Source organism: Helicobacter sp. MIT 05-5293 (assembly GCF_000765665.2).
Classification (GTDB): Bacteria; Campylobacterota; Campylobacteria; order Campylobacterales; family Helicobacteraceae; genus Helicobacter_C.
The window spans coordinates 350,601-373,690 of record NZ_JROZ02000002.1; the positions used below are offsets into that span (position 1 = coordinate 350,601).

A 23,090-nucleotide genomic window follows, 5' to 3' on the forward strand; every position below is an offset into this window, starting at 1 on the left:
AGATAAATTATATCAAAAAATTTTTGGATTTTAATTCAAAGGTGTTTTTTGCTTTGGAAATGATATGAGCGTTGTTGAAAGGTAAAATGAAGCGTGTGGGCATTCAGACAAAGATGAGGTGCGCCAAAAAACAAAGCATATTGTTTAGGAGTGAGAATCCCCGCAAGATAGTCGCGAGAATACGCCTTTTCAACACCATAAAGAGGGTCTCCTAAGATTCTGTGTCCGATATGTGAAAGATGTAGGCGGATTTGATGTGTGCGCCCCGTAAGAGGAATGGCTCGCACAAGGCTCGTATTAGAATCCTTGTCATATTTAAGGGGTTGGATTTGTGTTTGCGAGGGCTTGCCTTTGGTATCAATTGCGCTTTTAATACACAAATCACCCCCTAAATGTTTTTGCGTGATAATAGGCTCATCAATGAAAATCTCTTGCGTGAGTTTTCCTTCCACTTTGGCAAGATAGGTTTTGTGAATCTGATGTTGCATCATAAGATTCTTTAGTGATACTTCACTTTGGGGATTGGTTGCGCAAAGCACCAAGCCACTTGTTTCCTTATCGAGACGATGAATGGCATTGGCTTGATGTCCGAAATGATATTTGAGTGCGTCATTGAGTGAGTAGTGATAATAACGCCCTTTGGGGTGGATTAATAAATCGTGAGGTTTGTCAAACACGCAAAAATTTTCATTGGCAAATAAGGGTTTTAAGCCAATATCACAGGGTTCAAAATAGCTAAGCTCAATCTTGCCCATAATGCGTTGATTTTTTTTGATGGGAGAATCTTGTTGGCGCAATCTTCCTTTGTCGAGAATCTTTTGCGCTTGATTGATGTTACATTGCAAGGTTTGCATCACAAACTTATAGGCAGGTAGAGATTCTGATATATCAAATATTTTTGTGATAAATGGCACATTTTTCCTTTTTGACTAGTTGAAAAATTAAAATTTGTCATTTAAGATTCTAAAAATTTTATTAAAATATCAAAATAAATATCTTTTTTGAATTTTTAGAATCTAGCGTAGAAGGCTATTTATATGTATTAGTAAAATTTATTAAGTTTATTTTCTTCATAATTTGACTTTTTCTCTCAAAAAATTTTTAAAGATTAATCTTTAAATCTTAATTTGAAGATTTTTTTGTCAAAAACAGCAATATGAAAGAGTGAATCAAAGATTTTAATATCTAGCAGATACCCCTCGACCTTTACTTCGCATTTTTTCGTATCACTTTGGAGGGCTTCAGCTTTGAAAATAACCTCGTGTCCAAGTTCGATGGGTGCTAGAAATTTCACATCAGCCGCAATCAAAACGCTGTATTTTTTATTGATAGCAGCCATTGCAGCAAAACTCGCGGAATTAAATACAAAACCACAATGGATAATTTTACTATCGTCCATGATCATTTTTTCAGTCGGCACAAATTGCACCACTGCTTTGTTTCGTTGTAGTTCTGTGAGTGTGCCGACAACATTAGGGGACATCTCTGTGCAAATCACGAGATCATCAGGGTCAAGCTGCACCTGGACATTTTCTTCTTGTGAATCATCATCTATCATGACTTTCTCCTTATGTTAAGATTTTTTCATTTTAAAATAGCCTCTTTGAGGAGCGGGATAGCCCTCGATAGTGTGTTTTTTGCTCTCATCAAGGAATGATTCAAGGCTAAGAGATTCTATCCATTCTGTTTTTCTTTGTTCATTTGGGGTCGTGGCATAAAGAGTAAGAATCTCAAAACCTTTAAAACCTGCTCGTTCGCACCAACCTTGTAATGCGCTAATGCTTGGGATAAAATAAGCATTTTTCATTTTCGCATAGCTGACTTTGGGACACAAACACACCTCGAGTTCTGAATCAAAAATCAATGTATCAAGTATCAATTCCCCGCCATTTTCTAAAGCACGATAAAGATTCTTAAGTGTTTGGATAGGGTCTGTGCGATGATACAGCACACCAAGACAAAATATGACATCAAAGGCTTGGTTTTTGCACTTTACATATTCGCTCAAATCTTCTACACCTAAAAGCTCGAAATTAATCGGTGTTTGCGCAAAATGATTGATAAAATCAAATTGACATTTGAATATACCGCTTGGGTCAAAGCCTGTAATTGAGGCGGGAGAGTGTTTAAGCATCTCAAACATATAGTAGCCATTGTTGCAGCCCACATCGGCAATGTGTTTGTTTTCTAAATGAAGATGGGATTCTAAAAGTTGCCATTTGATAAAGCTTCTCCACTCACTATCAATAAAGAGATCAAACACATAAAAAGGTCCCTTGCGCCAAGGCTTGAGTGAATGAGCAATACTATTGATAAAAGGTTGATGCAGAGCGGCGAGGTCTTTATCTAAAGCATTGATACGCACGCCATTATCGGTGTCAAGATATGCAGGAATGATGGGCAAAGACTGAATCTGCTTTGTAAGAGGGATAATATTTTTGGATTGGAGAATCTTGTCTTTTTTGTGCTTGATCCAATCTTGCTTTTGCGCATTCAATCCCACAATCCTGAAAACAAATTCGGCTCATCAGTAGGCTTTGAAAAAATCGTAAGCGCATCGACAAGCTTTGCATCATTGATTCCTAGCACCAAAGCAAAGTTAAAATTTTCTTTGTGCAGATAATCGCATAATTCTTTTTCGTTGCTGTAAGCGTGAGTTTGAGCAATCTGACTAAACAAATCGACATAAACAATCGGCACAAGAAAGAGAATCTTCCCCCAAGTCGCGTTGTTGGCAATATAAGCCATATATCTTTTGAATTGTTCAATGTCTTCTTCGGCAATGGCGACTTTAGAGGCTTGTCCAAAGTCAATGAGTTTTCCATAAGCATTGAGAAAATTAGGCTTGAAATAAGAAATATGCTTAAATTTATTAATATCTACCGCAATAGATTTGCTTTCACAAAGTGTCAAAACTGCACTTAGTTCTCCCAAAAAAAGGCTAGGCAGATTGATTCTATAATGTGTGCTTGCGTAAAAAATCGTTGCATCAAAAAGATTATGTGTGAGAATCAAAAAAGGGCGATTTTTGGGTTTGTGAGCGTTTAAGACTTCAAAACTTAAATCAAGAATATCTTGATGATGCACGACAATAAATGTCAGCTGGTCTTGATTTAAAAATTCTAAAAATGCCCTCAAGTCTCCGTCAAAAAATGCGACTTTATGGTCAATAATGATTTCTTTAGCGATTGCCTCTTCAATAGGGCTTAGAGAAACGAGCGTGATATTTTTAGCTAAGAGCTTATAGCGTATAAGACGCGTGAGACAATCAGACATATCTTGCACGACAATCCAAGCTATCTCTTGATCAAGTGGTTGAGAAGAGCAAGAGATGATACCATAAGCACCAGATTCTATGGCTAAGGGAATCTCTTCGGGATTAAAAGCAAGGAATAAATCACCTTTTTGGATATGATTTATATCAAGAATAATCCTTGAAAAAGACGCAATAGAAGGTGAAGTAAGAAGGTTTCCTTTTGTGATCTCCACAGCCTCATTGATTTTCACGATTATTCCTTAGTATCATAATTAGCTGATTTTGCTTCCATTGATTCTGGGTTTGTCAATGCTTAGCAAAGATAAGCCATTTTCATCTTTACTAGCAAGTATCATTCCTTCACTGATAAGCCCCATTAATTTGGCAGGTTTGAGATTGACAATCAAGCAAATTTGTTTGCCTAGCAGTTCTTCAGGCGTATAATATTGCGCGATGCCCGAAACGATTTGACGCGGCTTATCTGCACCAATATCGACAAGGAGTTTATAAAGCTTTTGGCTTTTTTCTACTGCCTTACATTCACTAATCGTGCCAATGCGTATGTCAATTTTTGCAAAATCTTTAATATCAATCAGATTCACAATATTCTCTGTTTCGTCTTTTGCTTCTTGATGATTTGTCGTTTGAGTATCTTGAGTAGTATTCTCAACAAGAAGAGGGGATTGAATCTTTGGAAAGAGTGGGGGGATCTTCTGTATTGTAAAAGATTCTAAAAGATGCCCTTCTGTGATAAATTTTTGATAATTTTGCGGTGAAATTTCAAAACCTAAGGCTTGTGCGATTTTTGTCGCGCTTTCAGGCATAACAGGATAAAGATAAAAACTTGAGCGGGCAAGGATATTGGCAAGCAAAGCGAGTAAAGCCATTGTCTTTTCTTCGTCTTGCTTGATGAGTTTCCATGGTTCATAATGGGTGATATAACTATTTGCTAAAGAAAAAGTTTTCCATAGCTCTTCAAGGTAACGCGAAGGTTGCATGGTTTGCATTTTTTGCTTGACAGATTCTAAAATTGTATCAATTTGTTTGATTTCATCGGCGAAATATGTCTTGACTTTGTGAGAATCTATGCGCAATGTAAAATATTTTTCACTCATTCCAATCAAGCGATTCATTAGATTGCCCATATCGTTACTCAAATCTGCATTAATACGCTCAATAAGGGATTTTTGGCTAAAGTCTCCATCTTGCCCAAAAGGCATTTCTCTAGCAAGAAAATATCGTAAAGTCTCTAGCCCATAAACATCGGCGACTTCTTTAGGATTCACTACATTGCCGATACTTTTACTCATTTTTGCTCCATCTTTTGTCCACCAACCATGCGCATAAATGTGTTTGGGCAAGGGGAGTTCAAGACTCATTAAAAATGCAGGCCAATAGACAGCGTGAAAACGCAAAATATCTTTACCTACCATATGTGTAGCATTTTCCCAATATGCCATTTTAGAAGATTCTGTCTCTTGCCCATAACCTATCGCACTGACATAGCTTAAAAGTGCGTCAAGCCAAACATACATTACATGGGATTTGCTATCATTTCTTTGAGGATTAGGGAGCAAAGGCACACCCCATTCAAAACTTGTGCGTGTAATAGAGAGATCATTTAAGCCCTCTTGCACAAAACGCAAAACTTCATTCTTGCGATATTGTGGGAGAATGCAGTCGGGACATTGTTCATACCATTGGAGAAGTCTCTCTTGATATTTGCTCAAGGCGAAAAAATAGCTTTCCTCTTTCATCAAATCAGTGGGTTTGCCGCAATCTGGGCAAGTGTTGTTTTCATTTAATTGTGTTTGTGTAAAAAAAGTCTCACAAGAAATGCAATAATATCCCTCATACTCGCCTTTATAAATATCTCCCTTGGCATACATAATCTCAAAGGCTTTCTGCACACTTTTGCAATGCTCTTCATTCGTGGTGCGTATGAAAATGTCATAATCAATTTTAAACTCATTCCATATTTGACGGAATTTTTCGCTGATTTTATCTGTGTAGTCTTGGGGTGATTGATGATGTTTTTTTGCGGATTGTTCGATTTTTTGTCCATGCTCATCTGTGCCGGTAAGAAGTAAGACATCATGACCTAAAATCCAATAAAATTTCTTAAGCATATCGCACAAAATAGTCGTATAAGCATGCCCGATGTGAGGTATGTCATTCACATAGTAGATGGGTGAAGTGATATAGGTTTTATCCATTACAGAATCCTTTGTTTTGTTTGAGTTTTAGTTAAAGTCGAAGCTGCCTTGCTGTCCTTTTGTCATACTTTCATAGGCGGCTTTTACATATTCGCCGCGTAATTTGCAACCGATAAATGCTTCACATTTGGAGCAAGAAGTAACCTTTTTATCACGCTGGCATTCTTGTAAAATGATGATTTTTTCATCAAGTGCGTGTGTGTATTTGTCTGTGTCGGTGGCGTTATTCATAAACTTTTCTCACGCGTTCTATTTCGCTAGGGCTTCCTAAAAAACAGGGTGTTGTGTCGTGAATCCCATCAATATCAAGTTCTAAGATTCTCTTTTTACCATCAATTGCTTCTCCACCGGCTTTTTCATATATAAATGCTAAGGGAAAAACCTCGAAGAGTTTGCGTAATTTACCTTTGGGTGCATCACTTGTCGCAGGATAGCTAAATAACCCCCCGCTTTTAATCAGAATCTGGTGTAAATCTGGCACCATTCCGCCTGAATAGCGCAAACGATAACCTTCTGCAAAGAAAGAATCAATAAGAGTTTTGTGTCTGTGTTCCCAATGCTTTTGCGTCCCGCCTGGAGCATTGATTTTACCCTTATGGTTGAGTTGCAATGCCCCGAGATTACGCCATAATGTGCCATTATAGCGATAATGCAGCACTTGTGTTTGTGCGACAACCATTTCTAGCCGTGGTCCATAGAGAATATAGCCACTTGCGATTAATGCAGGAGCTTTTAATTCATTATCATAGATTCCAAAAATTGTGCCAATAGTCAAATCACTATCGACTAATGATGAGCCATCAAGAGGGTCATACGCAACGATATAAGGTGCATCGGGATAGTCATTATAGACTGCCACGGGCTTTTCTTCACTGCATACACCCTTTACACAACGCAATTCAAGAAGAGACTTTTCAATGAGTTGATCAGCCAACACATCGACTTCTAGCTGCATATCTCCGCTTGTATTGCTACTCTCAAGATATTGTGTAGAAGTATCTTTGAGTAAGTGGCTGATTTGTATGGCGCATTCACGCATGGTTTCGATAATAGAATTAATCATTGCGTTTCTTTCCTTCCGCGATTTTGTAAAGAATCAGGGCATTATAACATTTTTGTATGAATTTTTTATGATTTTATCAAGCTTGGCAGTGAAGTTTGAAGCCTCAATCATTTGACGAATGCTTGCATGGTGAAAGGGTTTTTGCAAAGAAGCATTGTAATTTGCGTAACTCACAAGATTCCAAGAATGCCCAATAAGAGCGACGATATTAGGACGCACGAGATTAGAGGTTTTGTGAGTAATATACACATTATCCCACCACTGAACATTTGTAGGGGGTTTTTTAGGCATAGTGTATCCTACGGGATCAAGCGTGAGGAGATAGTCTATGGAAATATGCGCATTGGCTTGTGCTATCAATGCCTTGTAAAAATTGCATGCTCCCCAGCTGTGCGCAATGACAAACAAAGGCAGTTTTTTCTCGGCAAGTTGTGTGAGCCACAAGGTGAATAATTTTTGACACCTAAAGCTTGTGTAGATTTTATAGCATAAAGGTTGATCAAAATGTAAAAATTCTTGATATACCGCACGCATAATCGTATCACAGAATCCTCCGACAAAGATGACAATTGCTTTGACATCAGATTCTGATTGTAGGTGATAGATGACTTCATTTTCTGGAATCTTGATTCCATAAGGCAGATAGGGTATAGGCGGAGGTAAGAAAGCCTCTTTGGGGTAAATAATTGTTGGTTTAAGTAGTAACAAAATATATCCTTTTAGATTTTAAATCAGACTATTATGCTAAAATAGTGTCAATACATTGATAATTTTAACACAAGGAATTGCAGTGAAACCTACACACACTTTGGTTGCCCCAAGTATTTTATCAGCGGACTTTTTGCGTTTAGGAGAGGAGATTGATGCTATTTGTAAAGGTGAATGCGATTATATTCATATTGATGTGATGGACGGACATTTTGTGCCAAATCTTACTTTGGGTCCTGTCGTGATTGAGAAACTTTCAAGTCTTACAAATAAGCCACTAGATATACATTTAATGGTTGAAAATGTGCCGTTTTTTGTGGATTTATTTTTGCCTCTTAAACCTGCAATTTTGAGTGTGCATATTGAAGAGGTTAAGCATTTGCATCGATTGATCAAACATATCCAATCCTGTGGCACAAAAGCCGGTGTGGTGCTCAATCCTCACACGAGTGAAGCGGCTCTTGAGTATGTTTTGCCCGAAGTAGATTTGGTGCTTTTGATGAGTGTGAATCCGGGTTTTGGTGGGCAAACATTTATCCCTAGCACATTGCAAAAACTTGAGAAAATTGTAAAAATGCGTGATAAACTGAATCCGCAGTGCTTGATTGAGGTCGATGGTGGCGTAAATGATAAAAATATTGCGATGCTTAAAGAAAAAGGCGTGGATATGGTCGTTGCAGGGAGTTATATTTTTAACTCAAAAGATTATGCAAAAGCTATAGCCTCTTTGCGATAGAGAATCATAATGACTTATGCACAATTACTTGAGAAATTGCGCGAAGGTGCGATGCCACAAAAACTTTTTCAGACTTATATCAAAAACATAGGCGGACTTTATGTGGATATTGACACTGAAATAGAAATGCTCAAAGCCGCAGGTGCACCCTTACAAGAATCTTATGTCGGGAATGAAGTATATGTAGATTTATCGACAAAGCATCTTGATTGGCGTGAAGCGTGTTTTTGTTTTGTGGATATTGAAACCAATGGAGCAAAGCCTCAAAGTGCGCAGATTATTGAGATAGGTGCGATAAAAATGAAAAAGGGAAAAATGATTGATCGTTTTGAAAGTTATGTGTATGCAAAAGAAATTCCTGAAAATATCACACAGCTTACTGGTATTTGTTATCAAGATATTGCACAAGCACCTAGTGCGAAATCCGTCTTGGGTGAATTTCAAAGATTCTTAGGGAAAGATGTGTTTGTCGCTCATAATGTAAATTTTGATTATGGATTTATTCATTATCATTTGCAACAACTTGGTTTGTTTGGCTTGTTTAATCCCAAGCTCTGCACGATTGAATTAGCAAAAAAAACGATTCTTTCGCCTCGCTATGCGCTGTCTTTTCTGAATGAGTTTTTGGGGATTGGCACACCGATAGCGCACCGAGCCTATGCGGACGCATTGACAAGTTTAAGAATCTTTGAAATTGCAACAATGATGATACCGCCCTCTGTGCAAAGCCTTCAGAATCTGATTGATTTTTCAAGAGGTCGATTAAAAGCTCCAGCAAAGATTTCTTTTTAGATTCTAATGAAAATACGCGCTAAATCCTCTATCCCAACCGCTTAGATCTTTGTAAAACATAATGTTTTGTGCTTGGTGTTTTTCGAGAATCTCACTAAGGATTGCTTTTTGGTCGTATCCAATCTCACACACAAGCCATAAATGATTTTGTGCAGCCACATTAATAATGGCAAACAATATGTCTAAGCCATCTTCCCCTCCAAATAAAGCATGAGGAGGCTCATAAGTCAAGGGTTTGCTAATGGGGTAGCGATCTTTGATATAGGGAGGATTGGAGATAAGAATCTCGCAAGGTTGGGGGAATGGGTCGCGTAAAATATTGTTTTGTAATAATGTGATACGATCACTAAGATGATAATATGAGATATTTTTGTGAGCGACTTTGAGAATCTCTGTATTAATGTCTGTAGCGATAAAGTGTGATTCTGGGCATTTGATTGCTAATGTGGTGGAGATGATACCTGAACCTGTCCCAATTTCTACGATTTGTGTAAGATGATGCGAAGTAATGATTTCACTCGCGACATCAATAAGAATCTCTGTTTCTGGGCGTGGAATTAGTGTGTGAGGATTCACAAAAAAATCTCGCCCATAAAAGCTTACTTGATTTGTAATATACTCAATGGGTGTTCCTTGTGCGCGTAAAGCGATACAATGCTCGAATCGTCTGAATGTCTCATCATCTAAAATATCAGTGCCATGCGTGTGTAAATATACACGAGGTTGTTGAAGGACAAATGCGAGTAGAAGCTCGGATTCTAAATGTTCTCTCAATGCAAATTGATATTTTAAGCTCGCCTCTTTGAGCGCAGAAGAGGCATTTTTAAGGGCTTGGGCAATGCAAAGAGACATCGTTGAAGTCTCATTTATATGTCATAATCAAGGGCTTTAAGTCTTTGTAAAAGCGGAGGGTGAGTGTAATAAAAGAAAATATAGGCAGGGTGAGAGCTAGGAAAGCTTTTATTTTCATTGACAAGTCTTACTAAGGCATTTGCAAGGCAATGTTTGCTTGAGAGACTTGCACCATATTCATCGGCTGCATATTCAGCCCTACGAGAAAAATACCCAATCAAGGGCATAAACCAAAAAGATATAATGGGAGCAATCAGAATCAGAGTAACAAGCACACCTGCACCATCATAATCAATGCCTAATGTGTCAAATAATGCTACAGGTAAATGTCCTACGACAAAAAATAAAATAAAAAGGACAAATGCCATAATGCCGATGTTTTTCAATAAGTCTTTATGCTTGAAATGTCCCAATTCATGTCCCAAAATAGCAATCAAGCCATCAGAGCTGATTTTATCAAGTAATGTATCAAATAACACTACGCGTTTGCTTTTGCCTAATCCTCCAAAATACGCATTAAGCCGTTCATCACGTCTGCTTGCATCAATGACAAAGATTCCGTTACTTTTGAAGCCACTTTTGTTCATCAGAGATTCAATACGCGCCTTGAGATTTTCATCATCAAGAGGTGTGAATTTGTTAAACATAGGGGCGATAATCGTGGGATAGATGAGATTTGCAAGTATGACAACACAAAGCAGGGTAAAGAATCCGACAATCCACCAATGCTCAAATTGTTCGATTATAAAAATCAAAAGAAAAGCAATGAGGCTACCTAATACAAAAGTAATAAGCAGTTTTTTGAAAGTATCAGACAAAAATAAGCCTAAAGTTTGATGAGTAAAGCCATATTTTTTATCGAGCTTAAATGTCTCGTAAAATGCAAAGGGAAACTGGATAATATCACTGATAATGATGTAGCTTAAAACAAAAGCAATACTTTGGATATAATGATTATTGTTTATTTCTACCGATAAGCCTTGAAGCCATGTAAAACCTACGCTGACCCAAAAAACAAACATAATACCTTCAAGAATCTTTTGAGCAATTGAAAGTTTTAAAGAAGCAATCGAGTATTCTCCGGCTTGGATATAATCATCGCTTTCTAACAAAATGGCAGGTTTTTTAAGCTCTTTGTTGATATGGTTCATTTGAAGAATGCTTAAAATAATGCTTGGCAAAATATAGCCACACAGAAATAAGCATACTAATAAAATAAAAAGATCAGACACCTTTATGCTCCTTGATTTATGCTTTAAAATATTCCCATCAATAAAATAAAACACATAATCATAGTAGCTAAAATACAAAAAATGGTAAATTAACAAGCTTTTAACGACTTATTGATTAATATTACACAAATATTTTTTAAATGCAGTTATGTATTTAAGCTATTTAAGGACATTTATGGCAAATTCAGTGAAATACATCTTTGTAACAGGTGGCGTATTGAGTTCTTTGGGAAAGGGTATTACTTCTTCTTCGATAGCGACTTTGCTTCAGCATAGCGGGTATAAGGTATCGATTCTAAAAATTGATCCCTATATCAATGTCGATCCGGGCACGATGAGTCCTTTAGAGCATGGAGAAGTATTTGTTACTTGTGATGGGGCAGAGACGGACCTAGACATCGGGCATTATGAGCGATTTTTGAATAGGGATTTGTCTAAGATTAATAACTTTACTACAGGACAAGTCTATATGTCTGTGATTGATAAAGAGCGTAAGGGTAAGTATTTAGGTAAAACAATACAAATCGTGCCACATATTGTTGATGAAATCAAACATCGTATCAAGCTTGCTGGTGAAGGAAATGAGTTTCTTGTCGTAGAGCTTGGAGGGACGGTCGGAGATATTGAGGGAATGCCTTATTTAGAGGCGATGAGACAAATGAAACATGAGTTAGGTAATAAACAAGTGATTAGTATTCATGTTACACTTATCCCGCTTGTGCGTGCAGCCGGTGAGCTTAAGACAAAGCCTACACAGCATTCTGTGCAAGAGCTTAGACGCATTGGGATTTCTCCGCAGATTCTTGTTGCTCGTTGTGAGCGTCCTTTAGATAAAGAATTAAAACGCAAACTTGCGATGAGTTGTGATGTCGATGATGATAGTGTAATTGTCGCTGAAGATACAGAAAGTATCTATAAATGTCCTTTGAATTTTCTCGAAGAGGGGATTCTCTCACCTATTGCAAGATATTTGAATCTGCAAGAGTTAAACCCAAAAATGGACGATTGGGACATACTTGTCAAAAAGATTATTGCACCAAAAACGAGCGTAAATATTGGATTTGTGGGCAAATATCTAAGCCTTAAAGAATCGTATAAATCCTTAATCGAAGCGTTGATTCACGCGGGAGCAAATATTGATACACGCGTGAATATCAAGTGGATTGATAGTGAGAATCTTCATCAAGACATCACGCTTTTAGAAGATGTGGATTCTATCCTTATACCGGGAGGATTTGGCGAACGAGGCATACAAGGAAAACTCAAAGCCATACAATACGCACGAGAACATCAGATTCCATTACTTGGAATCTGCTTGGGAATGCAGTTGGCAATGATTGAATTTGCCCGTAATGTTTTGGGGATTAGTGAGGCGAATTCTGTGGAGTTTGACACACACACAAAAGAGCCTATTGTTTATTTGATTGAGGATTTTATCGATGCGGAGGGTAAAAAACAATTCCGCACGCATACTTCGCCCATGGGAGGGACAATGCGTCTAGGAGAATACGAATGCCAAATCAAAAAAGACACCAAACTCTATCAAGCTTATGGGTGTCAGACATTGATTAAAGAGCGGCATCGCCATCGCTATGAGGTTAATCCTAAATATCGTGAGGTTTTCCACAATAACGGAATGATCATCAGTGGCGAGTCAAATGGTTTGATAGAATCTATTGAGCTAAAAGACCACCCATGGTTTGTGGGAGTGCAGTTTCACCCTGAATTTACTTCGCGATTGCAGAGACCAAATCCTGTGATTCTTGAATTTGTCAAGCAAAGTCTTGCTTTTAAGAAAGCTGATAATACCTTTGATAATAGTTAAAGCCTAAATGAATGTCTAGTGAAAATGTATTGCTTGAAGAGCTAAATTATACTAAGGTTTATGAGATTCTCACACAGCGGGATCTTTATCAAGGTATTCATTCTCTCAAAGATTTGCCTAAACCTTATACCTTAGAGTATGTCCAAGAAGGGGCAAAGCTACTTGTCCAATGTATGAGAGAGAATCAAAAGATTCTGATTGTGGGGGATTATGATGCTGATGGCGTTTGTGCAAGTGCCATTATGTTGCGATTTTTTGAAGCAATCAAATATCCTCATGTCAAGCTCGTTATACCCAATCGTTTTGCTGATGGTTACGGAGTGAGTGCGGCACTTTTGGAAAAACACGCACAAGATGCGAGTTTAGTGGTTAGTGTAGATAATGGAATCACCGCCTTTTGTGCGGGTGAATTTTGCAAAGCCCATCAAATACATTTCATCATCACCGATCATCATACGCCTACACAGGCTTTGCCCGATGCCGATGTGATTATTGATCCAAAGATACCCTCATGCCAATTTATGCAAAAAGACATTTGTGGAGCAATGGTAGCATGGTATTTTTGTGCTGGGATTAAGCAAGAATTACAAGTCAATGTGGATATGAAAGCATTTTTAGGCTATCTTGCAATGGCTAGTATCGGCGATGTGATGCCTTTATGCAGTATAAATTATACGATTGTCAAAAAAGGGATTGCATGGATTCAGAGTGCCGATGCACCCTTTGCGCAAGTCATCAGAAGTAAAATCAAAACCATTAATGCAGAGAATCTCGCTTTTAGGCTTATTCCTTTGCTTAATTGTGCTGGACGCGTAGATGATGCGTCTTTGGCTCTGAAATTTTTGTGTGCAGACACATTAGAATCTGCGCAAGAGATTTATCTTCAACTTGAATCTTTAAATATCAAACGCAAACAAATACAAGTTTCCCTTTTAGAATCCGCACAAGAAAATATCATTATAACCGAGCATTTTGTATTGAGTTATGGCGAAGGTTGGCATAGTGGTGTTCTTGGGATTGTCGCAGCGCAACTTGCAGACATTCATCAAAAATCCTCTTTTGTGTTGTCTTTGGAAAATGATATTTTGAAAGGTAGTGCCAGAAGCTATGGCGGACTTAATTTGATTGAAAGTATCAAGCTAGTAGGAGAATATCTGCTTGCTTATGGCGGACACAGCGGAGCTTTGGGCTTAAGTTTGCACCGCCACAACATAGAATCTTTTATCCAAGCCTTACAGAAAAATCTGATTTTTACGCAAACATCTCCTTTGGAGATTCTAGGATTAATGCCATTTGCACAAATTAATAGAGATTTGCTCTGTATGATTGAATCTTTTGAGCCATTCGGTGAGGGCAATCCAAAGCCTATCTTTTTGACCCGTGAACTTTGTATCGCTGCAATCAAACCTTTAGGCAAAGAGAAGAAGCATTATCGTTACATTTTGCAAGACAGACAAAGTAATATCTGCCACAATGGGATTGAGTTTTTTGTCTCGCAAGCGCGTGAAATAGGACGCATTTATGATGTTACTTATGAAATCAGCCGTGATGATTATACCAAGGGCATTATGCTTAAAATTATTGAAATGAATGAAAAAGCTATCTGAATTTCCATTCTTTGCGGATTTCTTCGATAGAATCTTTATGAATCTGAAGCAAAATCATACCTTCTTTTGCATCTAAATGATCTTGGACTTCGCCCTGTGCGTCAATATAGAGGCTATCTCCATAAAATCGCCAAGCGACTTCATCATAGCATAATTCCCCGACACGATTTATCCGCAAAATTGCCATAGAATTTGTAAAAGCGCGCATTTGGCAGAGATTTCTCCAACGCACCCTAGAACTGAAAGTATTTGCACAAGGGATAATCACAACATCGACTTTTGCCTTTTTAAGCATCACCCATATTTCATCAAAATGAATCTCAAATCCCGCAATCACTGCAAATTTGAGATTCTCTCTTTCAAACACGATAGGCATTACAAATCGCTTTTTGTAAGGATTGTCAAAAAATGCTCTTTCATTCCAATGCTCGTATTCGATTAATCTTTGTTGGGTGTAAATTTCTCTCTCTTGCCCTTTGATGAGCGCAATACCTTTATAAAGCTTGTTTGATTCCCCAAAGAGAATGGGCGCAATGATTTCGATTTTGTATTTCTTAGAAAGTTTGGCGAGATTCTCTAAGATATTGTGTGAAAAGCTTGCAATGATGTCTTTTGAATAAGATTGTCCAAACTCCTTGTAGAAAGGATTTAGCACATATTCTCCTAAGGCGACTAATTGCGCTTTTTGTTTTTTACAAGCGTGTAAATATTTTTCAAGACGCTCATCAGAGATTTGCAGTGAGGGAAGTTGCAAAAGGGCAATATTCATAAGATGTCCTTATTGGTAAAGTCTAAGTGGGATTGTAACATATTAAGCTTAGGTTTATTATAATGCGCTTTTTATGTTTCAAACTATTTTATTGAAAGTGATTCTGTTATTAAAAATATGGAATCTAAGCGAGTAATATAGTAAAAGAAATTTTACAAGAAATCGCCGATGAAAAAGAGGGACAATGGCGACTAAAAGACAAAAAAGGCACGCAACTCGAGCTTAAAATCTAATAAAATACAATCCAACACAAAGGAGCAAAAATGGTAGAACGATACGCACGAGAGGAAATGAAAAAGCTGTGGGATATGAATGCGAAGTATTCTGCGTGGTTAGAGGTAGAAAAGGCGTTGGTAAGAGGGTGGAATAAATTAGGGTTAATCCCAGATTCTGATTGTGAGAAAATCTGTAAGAATGCGAAGTTTGACATTGCGAGGATTGATGAAATCGAAGCAGTTACAAAGCACGATTTAATTGCTTTTACCACAAGTGTTGCAGAATCTTTGGGTGAAGAGTCGCGGTGGTTTCATTATGGTATCACTTCAAGTGATTGTATTGATACCGCTGTGGCATTGCAAATGCGGGATTCTTTGAAAATCATCATTGAAGATGTCAAGGCTTTGCGTGAGGCGATAAAAAAGCGTGCAATGGAGCATAAAGATACTTTAATGGTGGGACGCAGTCATGGAATCCACGGCGAACCGATTACCTTTGGGCTTATCTGTGCGATTTGGTATGATGAGATGCGGCGGCATTTAGAGGCATTAGAATCCACGCTAGAAGTGATTTCAGTAGGGCAGTTAAGCGGTGCAATGGGGAATCTTGCCCATACACCACTAGAGCTTGAAGAGCTTGTGTGTGAAAATCTAGGACTTAAAGCCGCACCGGTGAGTAATCAAGTGATTCAAAGGGATAGATACGCAAGGCTGATGAGTGATTTAGCACTTCTTGCAAGCAGTTGTGAGAAAATCGCTGTGGAGATTCGGCATTTGCAACGCACCGAAGTGTATGAGGCAGAGGAGTATTTTAGCGAGGGGCAAAAGGGCAGTAGTGCGATGCCACACAAACGCAACCCTGTGCTAAGTGAAAACATCACAGGGCTTTGTCGTATGATACGAAGTTTTGCAATCCCTGCGATGGAAAATGTCGCATTGTGGCATGAGCGGGATATTAGCCACTCAAGTGTCGAGCGATTTATCTTGCCTGATAGCTTTATCACCACAGACTTTATGCTTTGTAGGCTTAAAGGCTTGATAGAAAAGCTTGTCATCTATCCTAAAAATATGATGAAAAATCTTAATTTAACCGGTGGTTTGGTGTTCTCACAAAGAATCTTACTAGAGCTCCCCAAAAAGGGTGTGAGCCGAGAAGATGCCTATAAAATCGTGCAACGCAATGCGATGAAAGTATGGGCGGATTTGCAAGAGGGCAAGGCGGCGGTGAATGAGAGAGGCGAATCGCTATATTTGCAATATCTCCTTGCAGATTCCGAACTTGTGGGTTTAATCGGGCAAGAAGCGATTAAAGAATGCTTTGAATTTAGCTATTATACAAAAAATGTCGGTGCGATTTTTAAGAGGGTTTTTACGGGGAGTGAATGAAATACGCGAAAAATACCAAACATACTATTACAGGTTTGGAGCTTATGAAGAGTTTAGAATCTGCAAGTGTGGATTTATGTTTCTTTGACCCGCAATATCGGGGTGTGCTTGATAAACTCCATTATGGTAACGAGGGGGAGAGACAAAAGGGGAGAGCAGAGCTTCATCAAATGAGTGAAGAGATGATTACAAGCTTTATCAAAGAGATTGATAGATTGCTTAAATCAAGTCATTATCTGATGCTATGGGTAGATAAGTTTCATTTGTGTGAGGGGATTCACAAATGGCTTCAGGAGACAAATCTATCTATTGTAGATTTAATCACTTGGGATAAGGGCAAAATGGGTATGGGTTATCGCACAAGGAGACAAAGTGAATATTTGCTTGTGCTACAAAAGAAACCGATTAAAGCTAAAGGCACTTGGGGATTGCATAATATCCGTGATGTGTGGAGTGAAAAACTCCCTTCTGAAGCATTGTCAATTCACCCGCATTTTAAACCTAAAGGCTTGCAAAAGGCACTTATAGAATCTTGCACGAATGAAGGGGATTTGGTGCTAGATCCTGCGAGTGGAAGTTTTAGCGTGTTTGAATGCTGTGAGGAGCTAGGGAGAGATTTTATAGGGACAAATCTGCAAATATCTTGCCCCAAACAAAAATAAATATTTTTAAATGTTTTTTGTCAAAAAGTTATAGAATCTTGTAGTGTTATATTTAAAATAATATATTGAGAAGATTCTACAAAATTACTCTTTTTTTCTTTTAAATCAAGCCTCTAAAAACCGCATAAAGTAGTATGATTAACTCTTGGTATTTTTATACCAAAAACAAATAAGAAATTAAGGAGATTCTTATGGAGGTAAAAGATAAATATTTTTTTGTGAAACTTATAGCACCTTTAGTGTTTGGCTTAATGATTTTTATATTGCCGAGATTGTGGGGAGTGCCAAGCCCAGAGGGTTGTAGTGCGAATGCGTGGCTGTATTTTTCTATATTTATGGCATTGATTTTAGGACTTATTTTAGAGCCTGTCCCACCAGCATTTATCGGGCTTGTTGCTGTTGTCGTTGCAGTGCTTTTTAAGGTGGGTCCTAAAGATTCTGGAATCGATGGCGGAGTGATTAAAGCAGCAGATGCTGTGAATTGGGGGCTTAGTGGATTTTCTAACTCTGTGGTTTGGTTGATTTTTGCAGCTTTTACTATTGGCTTAGGATTCTCAAAGACGGGATTAGGTGAGCGTATCGCGCTTTATATTGTTTCAAAGTTGGGTAAATCGACACTTGGCTTGGGATATGCTATTGCTTTGGTGGATTTGATTTTAGCACCCTTCATCCCTAGCAATGCTGCGCGAAGTGGCGGGACGGTGTATCCTGTAATCACGAGTATTGCACCTATGTTTGACAGCTATCCGGATAAGAATCCTCGCAAAATTGGTGGTTATCTTATTTGGGTGGGTCTTGCAAGTGCGTGTGTGTCTAGCTCAATCTTTTTAACAGGACAAGCTCCTAATCCTTTGGCTCTTACACAAATTACCAAAGGTGGTGCTCAAGTCGTTAATTGGATTAGCTGGTTTTTAGCATTTTTACCTGTGGGGATTATTTTGTTTATCCTTACGCCTCTTTTGGCATATTATATTTATCCACCTGAAGTCAAAGGAAGCGCAGAAGTGCTTTCATGGGCGAAACAAAAGTATCAAGAATTAGGTAAAATCACTAGACCTCAAGTCTATATGGTAGTCATTGCTTTGCTTGGACTTGTTTTGTGGGTAGGTTCTAGCGTATTCAAGATTAATGCTACTACAACAGCCTTGTTGATGATTGTGCTTATGGTTGCCTCCAAGGTGATTTCATGGCAAGATTTTTTGAATAATAAACCTGCATGGGGGACTTTTGTGTGGTTTGGGACACTTGTCGCTATGGCGGGGGGATTGAAAAATGTAGGATTCTTAGATTGGCTTGCACATTTGCTTGAGGGTAGATTCGATGCGGTTTCGCCTACTATTGCAATGCTTGTTTTATTGCTCTTTTTCTCTTGGTTGCGTTATTTCTTTGCTTCTGGCACAGCGTATGTAACTGCTGTAATGTTGATTTTTGTCGCGCTTGTTCAAGCTATCCCCGGAATCAATGTTGCCCAAACTTTATTGATTTTAATTTTACCTATGGGATTTATGGGAATTATTACTCCTTATGGCACAGGTTGCTCACCTCTATGGTTTGGAAGTCATTATATCAAAGGTCCTCAATTTTTCTTACTCGGAGGAATTTTTGCAGCTATTTATATGATTATCTATATTGTAGTTGGGATTCCTTGGATTTATTTCATCACGCCCTATCTTAGTTTTTCTTAATGATTACTTGCGGCTGGTTTCAGTCGCAGGTAATGATTTTCTCAATTATAATCCAATACCCCTTAATAGCTTTTAATGTATTTTTGTGATAAATCCAAAAGGCAGCCGTTTAATATTTTTACAAACTTAGACGATTTAAGATATAGTGATAAGGAGCAAAAATGTTAAATAAATACATTTTATGGGCTATATTTGGAATCTGCAGTGCGGCTTGGAGTGTGGATTTAGAAATCAAGACAATGACTATTGGAGCGATTGGTGAAATTGTCCAAGGAAAAATCACTTATCTTAAAGGCACAGATATTAAGCATGGGAGCGAATCGTGGTATGATGAAAAAGGGCATTTACTTCATCAGATAAATTTTGTGAATGGACGAAAAGAGGGAAAGGAAACAAAGTATTCTATTGATGGCGAAGTGCTTTATGAGGCTCATTATAAAAATAATAAACTTGAGGGATTACTCCAAACTTTTTATCCTAAAAATATTCTAGAATCTATGATTTATTATCACGAGGGCAAAATGCAGGGTGAGGCAAAATGGTATTATGATAATGGAATCTTATCGCAAGAAGCACATTATAAAAATAATCTGCCCGATGGCGAAGCAAAAGAATATTATAAAAATGGCAAGATCGCCAAACAGACTTTTTATAAAAATGGCAAAATCGAAGGCGTAAGCAAGAGTTTTTTCCCCGATGGCACGCTTCAAGAGGTCATTACTTATCATAATGGTGTAAAAAATGGTCTTTTTCAGCAATACAACCAAAATGGTTCATTGAGAGTTGAAGTAATATATAAAAATGATGTCAAAACAGACAAAGAAAGCATTTATAATGATGCTGGGATTCTGTTGATACAACGTTTGTATGATGATTCTAAAAATCGCGTTGAGGTGAGTTGGTTTCGTGAAAATGGCACGATTGCTACACAAATGCTTTATGAAAATAATCACGCTGTGTGGCAAAAGGATTTCAATGAGCTAGGAGAGACGCTTTTAAAAATCGATTGCAAGGCACATAGTTGTCGCTCTGGCTTGGGAGGTGTGATTGAGCATGGAGCAATAAGCTTACCGGTGATAACATATCAGTGAGAATCTAAGTAGCATTGATGTAATTGTGTTAAGATTTCCATAGCCAAAGGCTGATTTTATTACACAAAGGAAGACTATGGGATTTTTATATAAGATTACATGTGAGATTGTAGCATGTATTGCTAGAGTCCTTGCATCATTTATTCCGATTCGGAGTATGAGACATAAAGTCAGGAATAGCATTAAAAATGGGCTATCTTTTTTCCCGTTTTTGTTTGTTGCAAAGAGTGATTTGCACAAGAGATTGTTAGCTGTGATAGCCCTTTCTAAGGTATATAAATATGATAATGACAGAGGTGGAGGCAAACTCCCAGACTATAATGAAGATGTATTTCATATCCAAGGTGCAAATATAACCGTGGGGGGGGGGGTATATTCCTTTTACTTGCGGTATGATGCGATAAAGATAGGAGAAGTTTTAGAATCTCTAAGTGATGAATATAGTAAAATGATGCTAGTTAGTGCGCTTTTGCATCGCCACTCTATGACACAAGAACATTCAAATCCACATAAACGCTCACACTTACAAGGTCTTTGTATCATTCACTTTTATGAACACATTTGGAAATACTACTATATGCTTGAATCTATCCTTGATAAGAGCAAAAGTATAGATTCTGATAATGGGCCATTGTATTACATAGATTTATCTCTAGCAAAACAACTAAACCTAAGTCATTTTAAGCTTTATTATAGTGCGGGTGGAGTTTTTGTGAATTATATCTTAGAGCAGTATGCCTATAGACATTTGGTGTATGCAAAAGAGGGTGATTATGTTATTGATGGTGGTGCTTGTTATGGAGATACAGCTTTGTATTTTGCGCATAAAGTAGGACAAAGTGGCAAGATATTTTCCTTTGAATTTAACGAAGATAATCTTAGGGTATTTCACAAAAATATGTCTCTTAATCCAGATGTAAAAAATATCACACTTTTTCAAAATGCTTTATATTCAGATTCACAAACTAAAGTTTTCCATGCAGGTAGCGGGGGTGGATCTTATCTTAGTCTCGAAGCGCAAGATAATCAAGAATACACAATGAGTATTAGCATTGATGATTTGGTAGATAGTGGCAAGATTGATAGGGTAGATTTTATCAAAATGGATATTGAGGGAAGTGAGTTAGCCGCGCTAAAAGGAGCAGAAAAAACCCTCAAAACTTATAACCCAAAGCTTGCTATCTGTCTTTATCACAGCGATAGCGACTATTATAAAATTCCTTTGTATTTAAAGAGCGTTTTGCCTCATTATGAATTTTATTGTGATCATTTTACGCTTGGATTTTATGAGACCGTGCTATTTGGGAGACCCAAAGCACATTGATTCTTCAATAGTGAAGATACTCTCTCACTATTGGGGAATGCAACCTCAAATAATCTCTCTAAAAGGTGCAAAGTCCTTGACTTTATGCCCGCCTTCAAATGTGATGATGCGCGCGTAATTGTGCCAATATCGTTGCGTGTCATTTATGTCAATAAGCTCATCATTGATACCCAAGCACACAAAACATTCTGTATTTTGGGTCAATTGCGCACTTGGTAATCGTGCTTCTTTATAGGATTCTAAACTGCATAAAGGAAAGGCAAAAGATTCAGAAGTCGTTGTGTTGATTTGGATTTTATCCGCATATTTTCTTAACTGCGTCAATGGGGTAACGACAGGATTAAACATAATTAATTTTTTGGGCAAAGGAATAGAATCTTTGGAGTCATTAGCAAGGAAAGTAAGTTGGGAGAGATAAAATGCCCCTAAAGAATTGCCGATAAAGCCGAATGAGCTGATTTTTCTCTCATTGATATATGTTGTCAATTGATTGCAAAGTCTGGTGAGGTTTGTCTGAAAATCACCGCCATTATCGTAGCTTAATTCGATGGGATTAAGTCTTAATCCTGCACATAATTTTTGATAAGTCTCACATTTTATACTAGAGTGAAAGCCATAACTATAAAAATACTCCATAAAATCAACTCCAAAATATAATTTAGCAAAAGATATATTATATCTTTAAGTTTAAAATGTTTATAATTATTCTCAACTTCTTTGAAATAGGGATTTTCAATGTTTAAATATTTTTCTTTAAAGTTCAAGATATTGATACTCGTAATGGGTTGTTGTGTTAGTTTTGGCACTCTTGTTGGATTGTTGATTTTTAATCAAACCAAAGTAACAAACCATATGGGAGAAGAAATCACACAATTAGTGCAAAAAGAAGTAGAGCAAAAAATCAAACTTGCCACAGATTCTATGGCGTTATCGCTTGGTGTGCTTGTCAAAGGACTTCCCGAAAAAGAACAAATTGAAATTATTGCTAAAGCGATTGAAGATTTCCGTTTTGAAGAGGATAAGTCGGGTTATTATTTTGTTTATCAAGAGCATGTCCCTGTGGCTCACCCTACGCGTAAAGATTTGATAGGTAAATCTCTTTACGAGGCAAAAGATGCTAACGGTGTGTATTATGTGAGAGATTTATACAGCACTGCTCAAAGTCAAACTCCCAAGGGTAAATTTGTGTATTTTGTCTTTTCCAAACCTCTTCCTGATGGCACTTTGACGACAGCGGATAAAGTAGGCTATGCGGCGATGATACCCAATACGCGTAATATGTGGATTTCAACAGGTGTTTATGTGGATACTCTTGCTGAATACGCACAGCCTATTTCGGATAGAATTATTGATTTGATTCGAGATTTCTTACTTAAATCTTTTTCTGCAGCTGCAGTCGTCTTTATCATTGTTTTTGTGCCTTTGGTGATAGGATTTTACTCTAACTTACTAAGAAGTGTGCGCATATTGCAAAAAAACCTTTCTTTGTTTTTTGCCTACCTAAGCCATGAGATTCAAAATATTCAATTAGTGTCTTTAGATTCTAAAGACGAATTCGGTGAAATCTCACATGCCATCAACGACAACATTGAAAAAACACAAAAAGGACTAGAGCAAGATTCTCATGCAGTAGAACAATCTGTCCAAACTGCAAAAGCAATAGAATCTGGA

22 protein-coding genes are annotated in these 23,090 nt (G+C 37.7%); 10 read left to right on the top strand and 12 right to left on the bottom strand.

Translation table 11 applies throughout. From position 1 onward, the window contains the following. Nucleotides 1-35 precede the first annotated feature (35 nt). The 8 genes from LS68_RS06215 to LS68_RS06250 form a co-directional block, all read right to left on the bottom strand. On the bottom strand, nucleotides 36-914 hold the full coding sequence (locus LS68_RS06215; protein ID WP_034369945.1) for an RluA family pseudouridine synthase: 879 nt from the start codon (nucleotides 912-914) through the stop codon (nucleotides 36-38). 194 nt (nucleotides 915-1,108) lie between these two features. Then, on the bottom strand, nucleotides 1,109-1,558 hold the full coding sequence (locus LS68_RS06220; RefSeq protein ID WP_034369947.1) for a thioesterase: 450 nt from the start codon (nucleotides 1,556-1,558) through the stop codon (nucleotides 1,109-1,111). A 15-nt stretch (nucleotides 1,559-1,573) separates the two neighbouring features. After that, a complete protein-coding gene (cmoB, locus tag LS68_RS06225) occupies nucleotides 1,574-2,497 on the bottom strand; it encodes a tRNA 5-methoxyuridine(34)/uridine 5-oxyacetic acid(34) synthase CmoB (protein ID WP_034369949.1) in 924 nt (307 codons plus the stop codon). Beyond that, nucleotides 2,494-3,507, bottom strand: coding sequence for a hypothetical protein (locus tag LS68_RS06230; protein WP_034369950.1), 1,014 nt, complete (start codon nucleotides 3,505-3,507; stop codon nucleotides 2,494-2,496). The genes cmoB and LS68_RS06230 overlap by 4 nt, the downstream gene beginning before the upstream one ends. A gap of 21 nt (nucleotides 3,508-3,528) precedes the next feature. Beyond that, entirely contained in the window at nucleotides 3,529-5,472 is a 1,944-nt protein-coding gene (gene metG, locus LS68_RS06235; protein ID WP_138091224.1) for a methionine--tRNA ligase, read from the bottom strand. Nucleotides 5,473-5,499: 27 nt separating this feature from the next. Continuing rightward, nucleotides 5,500-5,703 carry a hypothetical protein gene (locus LS68_RS06240; RefSeq protein WP_034369952.1) on the bottom strand — a complete coding sequence of 68 codons (204 nt, stop codon included), beginning with the start codon at nucleotides 5,701-5,703 and terminating at the stop codon, nucleotides 5,500-5,502. Next, nucleotides 5,696-6,532, bottom strand: coding sequence for a class 1 fructose-bisphosphatase (locus tag LS68_RS06245; RefSeq protein WP_199741491.1), 837 nt, complete (start codon nucleotides 6,530-6,532; stop codon nucleotides 5,696-5,698). Before LS68_RS06245 ends, LS68_RS06240 begins: the two co-directional genes overlap by 8 nt. A gap of 36 nt (nucleotides 6,533-6,568) precedes the next feature. Further along, nucleotides 6,569-7,243 carry a hypothetical protein gene (locus tag LS68_RS06250; protein WP_138091226.1) on the bottom strand — a complete coding sequence of 225 codons (675 nt, stop codon included), beginning with the start codon at nucleotides 7,241-7,243 and terminating at the stop codon, nucleotides 6,569-6,571. 82 nt (nucleotides 7,244-7,325) lie between these two features. Between LS68_RS06250 and rpe the strand changes: the two genes are divergently transcribed. Beyond that, the gene (gene rpe, locus LS68_RS06255) at nucleotides 7,326-7,979 is read left to right on the top strand and encodes a ribulose-phosphate 3-epimerase (protein WP_034369959.1); all 654 of its coding nucleotides are present in this window, start codon (nucleotides 7,326-7,328) and stop codon (nucleotides 7,977-7,979) included. A gap of 9 nt (nucleotides 7,980-7,988) precedes the next feature. After that, nucleotides 7,989-8,771, top strand: a complete 783-nt coding sequence (locus tag LS68_RS06260) for a 3'-5' exonuclease (RefSeq protein WP_034369961.1) — start codon at nucleotides 7,989-7,991, stop codon at nucleotides 8,769-8,771. A 3-nt stretch (nucleotides 8,772-8,774) separates the two neighbouring features. Here the strand turns inward: LS68_RS06260 and prmC are convergent, their stop codons facing one another. Both prmC and LS68_RS06270 read right to left on the bottom strand, forming a co-directional pair. Continuing rightward, nucleotides 8,775-9,623, bottom strand: coding sequence for a peptide chain release factor N(5)-glutamine methyltransferase (gene prmC, locus LS68_RS06265; RefSeq protein ID WP_034369962.1), 849 nt, complete (start codon nucleotides 9,621-9,623; stop codon nucleotides 8,775-8,777). A 14-nt stretch (nucleotides 9,624-9,637) separates the two neighbouring features. Further along, the gene (locus tag LS68_RS06270) at nucleotides 9,638-10,855 is read right to left on the bottom strand and encodes a M48 family metallopeptidase (protein WP_034369964.1); all 1,218 of its coding nucleotides are present in this window, start codon (nucleotides 10,853-10,855) and stop codon (nucleotides 9,638-9,640) included. Nucleotides 10,856-11,030: 175 nt separating this feature from the next. On the opposite strand from LS68_RS06270, the gene pyrG reads away from it, so the two are divergent. Further along, the gene (gene pyrG, locus LS68_RS06275; protein WP_034369967.1) at nucleotides 11,031-12,680 is read left to right on the top strand and encodes a CTP synthase (glutamine hydrolyzing); all 1,650 of its coding nucleotides are present in this window, start codon (nucleotides 11,031-11,033) and stop codon (nucleotides 12,678-12,680) included. 11 nt (nucleotides 12,681-12,691) lie between these two features. Beyond that, on the top strand, nucleotides 12,692-14,287 hold the full coding sequence (gene recJ, locus LS68_RS06280) for a single-stranded-DNA-specific exonuclease RecJ (protein WP_138091228.1): 1,596 nt from the start codon (nucleotides 12,692-12,694) through the stop codon (nucleotides 14,285-14,287). On the opposite strand, the gene LS68_RS06285 is transcribed toward recJ, so the two are convergent. Next, on the bottom strand, nucleotides 14,280-15,056 hold the full coding sequence (locus tag LS68_RS06285; protein WP_034369969.1) for a carbon-nitrogen hydrolase family protein: 777 nt from the start codon (nucleotides 15,054-15,056) through the stop codon (nucleotides 14,280-14,282). The two genes, recJ and LS68_RS06285, sit on opposite strands and share 8 nt — an antisense overlap. Before the next feature lie 263 nt (nucleotides 15,057-15,319). Between LS68_RS06285 and purB the strand changes: the two genes are divergently transcribed. The 5 genes from purB to LS68_RS06310 all read left to right on the top strand — a co-directional run bounded on the left by purB (nucleotide 15,320) and on the right by LS68_RS06310 (nucleotide 21,419). Next, a complete protein-coding gene (purB, locus tag LS68_RS06290) occupies nucleotides 15,320-16,657 on the top strand; it encodes an adenylosuccinate lyase (RefSeq protein WP_034369971.1) in 1,338 nt (445 codons plus the stop codon). After that, entirely contained in the window at nucleotides 16,654-17,319 is a 666-nt protein-coding gene (locus tag LS68_RS06295) for a DNA methyltransferase (protein WP_034369973.1), read from the top strand. The genes purB and LS68_RS06295 overlap by 4 nt, the downstream gene beginning before the upstream one ends. Before the next feature lie 191 nt (nucleotides 17,320-17,510). Continuing rightward, nucleotides 17,511-19,004 carry a DASS family sodium-coupled anion symporter gene (locus LS68_RS06300; protein ID WP_034369974.1) on the top strand — a complete coding sequence of 498 codons (1,494 nt, stop codon included), beginning with the start codon at nucleotides 17,511-17,513 and terminating at the stop codon, nucleotides 19,002-19,004. Nucleotides 19,005-19,165: 161 nt separating this feature from the next. Then, on the top strand, nucleotides 19,166-20,095 hold the full coding sequence (locus tag LS68_RS06305; RefSeq protein ID WP_052100186.1) for a toxin-antitoxin system YwqK family antitoxin: 930 nt from the start codon (nucleotides 19,166-19,168) through the stop codon (nucleotides 20,093-20,095). A gap of 76 nt (nucleotides 20,096-20,171) precedes the next feature. After that, nucleotides 20,172-21,419 carry an FkbM family methyltransferase gene (locus tag LS68_RS06310; RefSeq protein WP_052100188.1) on the top strand — a complete coding sequence of 416 codons (1,248 nt, stop codon included), beginning with the start codon at nucleotides 20,172-20,174 and terminating at the stop codon, nucleotides 21,417-21,419. 45 nt (nucleotides 21,420-21,464) lie between these two features. Here LS68_RS06310 and LS68_RS06315 read toward each other — a convergent pair whose 3' ends face one another. After that, on the bottom strand, nucleotides 21,465-22,055 hold the full coding sequence (locus LS68_RS06315) for a YqiA/YcfP family alpha/beta fold hydrolase (RefSeq protein ID WP_034369976.1): 591 nt from the start codon (nucleotides 22,053-22,055) through the stop codon (nucleotides 21,465-21,467). A gap of 99 nt (nucleotides 22,056-22,154) precedes the next feature. Between LS68_RS06315 and LS68_RS06320 the strand changes: the two genes are divergently transcribed. Then, on the top strand, nucleotides 22,155-23,090 hold a 936-nt coding region (locus LS68_RS06320), incomplete at its 3' end, for a cache domain-containing protein (RefSeq protein ID WP_199741485.1).

Excerpts from the sequence above, each read along its gene's own strand:
- LS68_RS06300 (WP_034369974.1), top strand. The coding sequence starts at position 17,511 with ATGGAGGTAAAAGATAAATATTTTTTTGTGAAACTTATAGCACCTTTA.
- pyrG (WP_034369967.1), top strand. The coding sequence starts at position 11,031 with ATGGCAAATTCAGTGAAATACATCTTTGTAACAGGTGGCGTATTGAGT.
- LS68_RS06295 (WP_034369973.1), top strand. The coding sequence starts at position 16,654 with ATGAAATACGCGAAAAATACCAAACATACTATTACAGGTTTGGAGCTT.
- prmC (WP_034369962.1), bottom strand. The coding sequence starts at position 9,623 with ATGTCTCTTTGCATTGCCCAAGCCCTTAAAAATGCCTCTTCTGCGCTC.
- LS68_RS06260 (WP_034369961.1), top strand. The coding sequence starts at position 7,989 with ATGACTTATGCACAATTACTTGAGAAATTGCGCGAAGGTGCGATGCCA.
- recJ (WP_138091228.1), top strand. The coding sequence starts at position 12,692 with ATGTCTAGTGAAAATGTATTGCTTGAAGAGCTAAATTATACTAAGGTT.
- LS68_RS06305 (WP_052100186.1), top strand. The coding sequence starts at position 19,166 with ATGTTAAATAAATACATTTTATGGGCTATATTTGGAATCTGCAGTGCG.
- LS68_RS06310 (WP_052100188.1), top strand. The coding sequence starts at position 20,172 with ATGGGATTTTTATATAAGATTACATGTGAGATTGTAGCATGTATTGCT.
- LS68_RS06240 (WP_034369952.1), bottom strand. The coding sequence starts at position 5,703 with ATGAATAACGCCACCGACACAGACAAATACACACACGCACTTGATGAA.
- LS68_RS06285 (WP_034369969.1), bottom strand. The coding sequence starts at position 15,056 with ATGAATATTGCCCTTTTGCAACTTCCCTCACTGCAAATCTCTGATGAG.
- purB (WP_034369971.1), top strand. The coding sequence starts at position 15,320 with ATGGTAGAACGATACGCACGAGAGGAAATGAAAAAGCTGTGGGATATG.
- LS68_RS06220 (WP_034369947.1), bottom strand. The coding sequence starts at position 1,558 with ATGATAGATGATGATTCACAAGAAGAAAATGTCCAGGTGCAGCTTGAC.
- metG (WP_138091224.1), bottom strand. The coding sequence starts at position 5,472 with ATGGATAAAACCTATATCACTTCACCCATCTACTATGTGAATGACATA.
- LS68_RS06315 (WP_034369976.1), bottom strand. The coding sequence starts at position 22,055 with ATGGAGTATTTTTATAGTTATGGCTTTCACTCTAGTATAAAATGTGAG.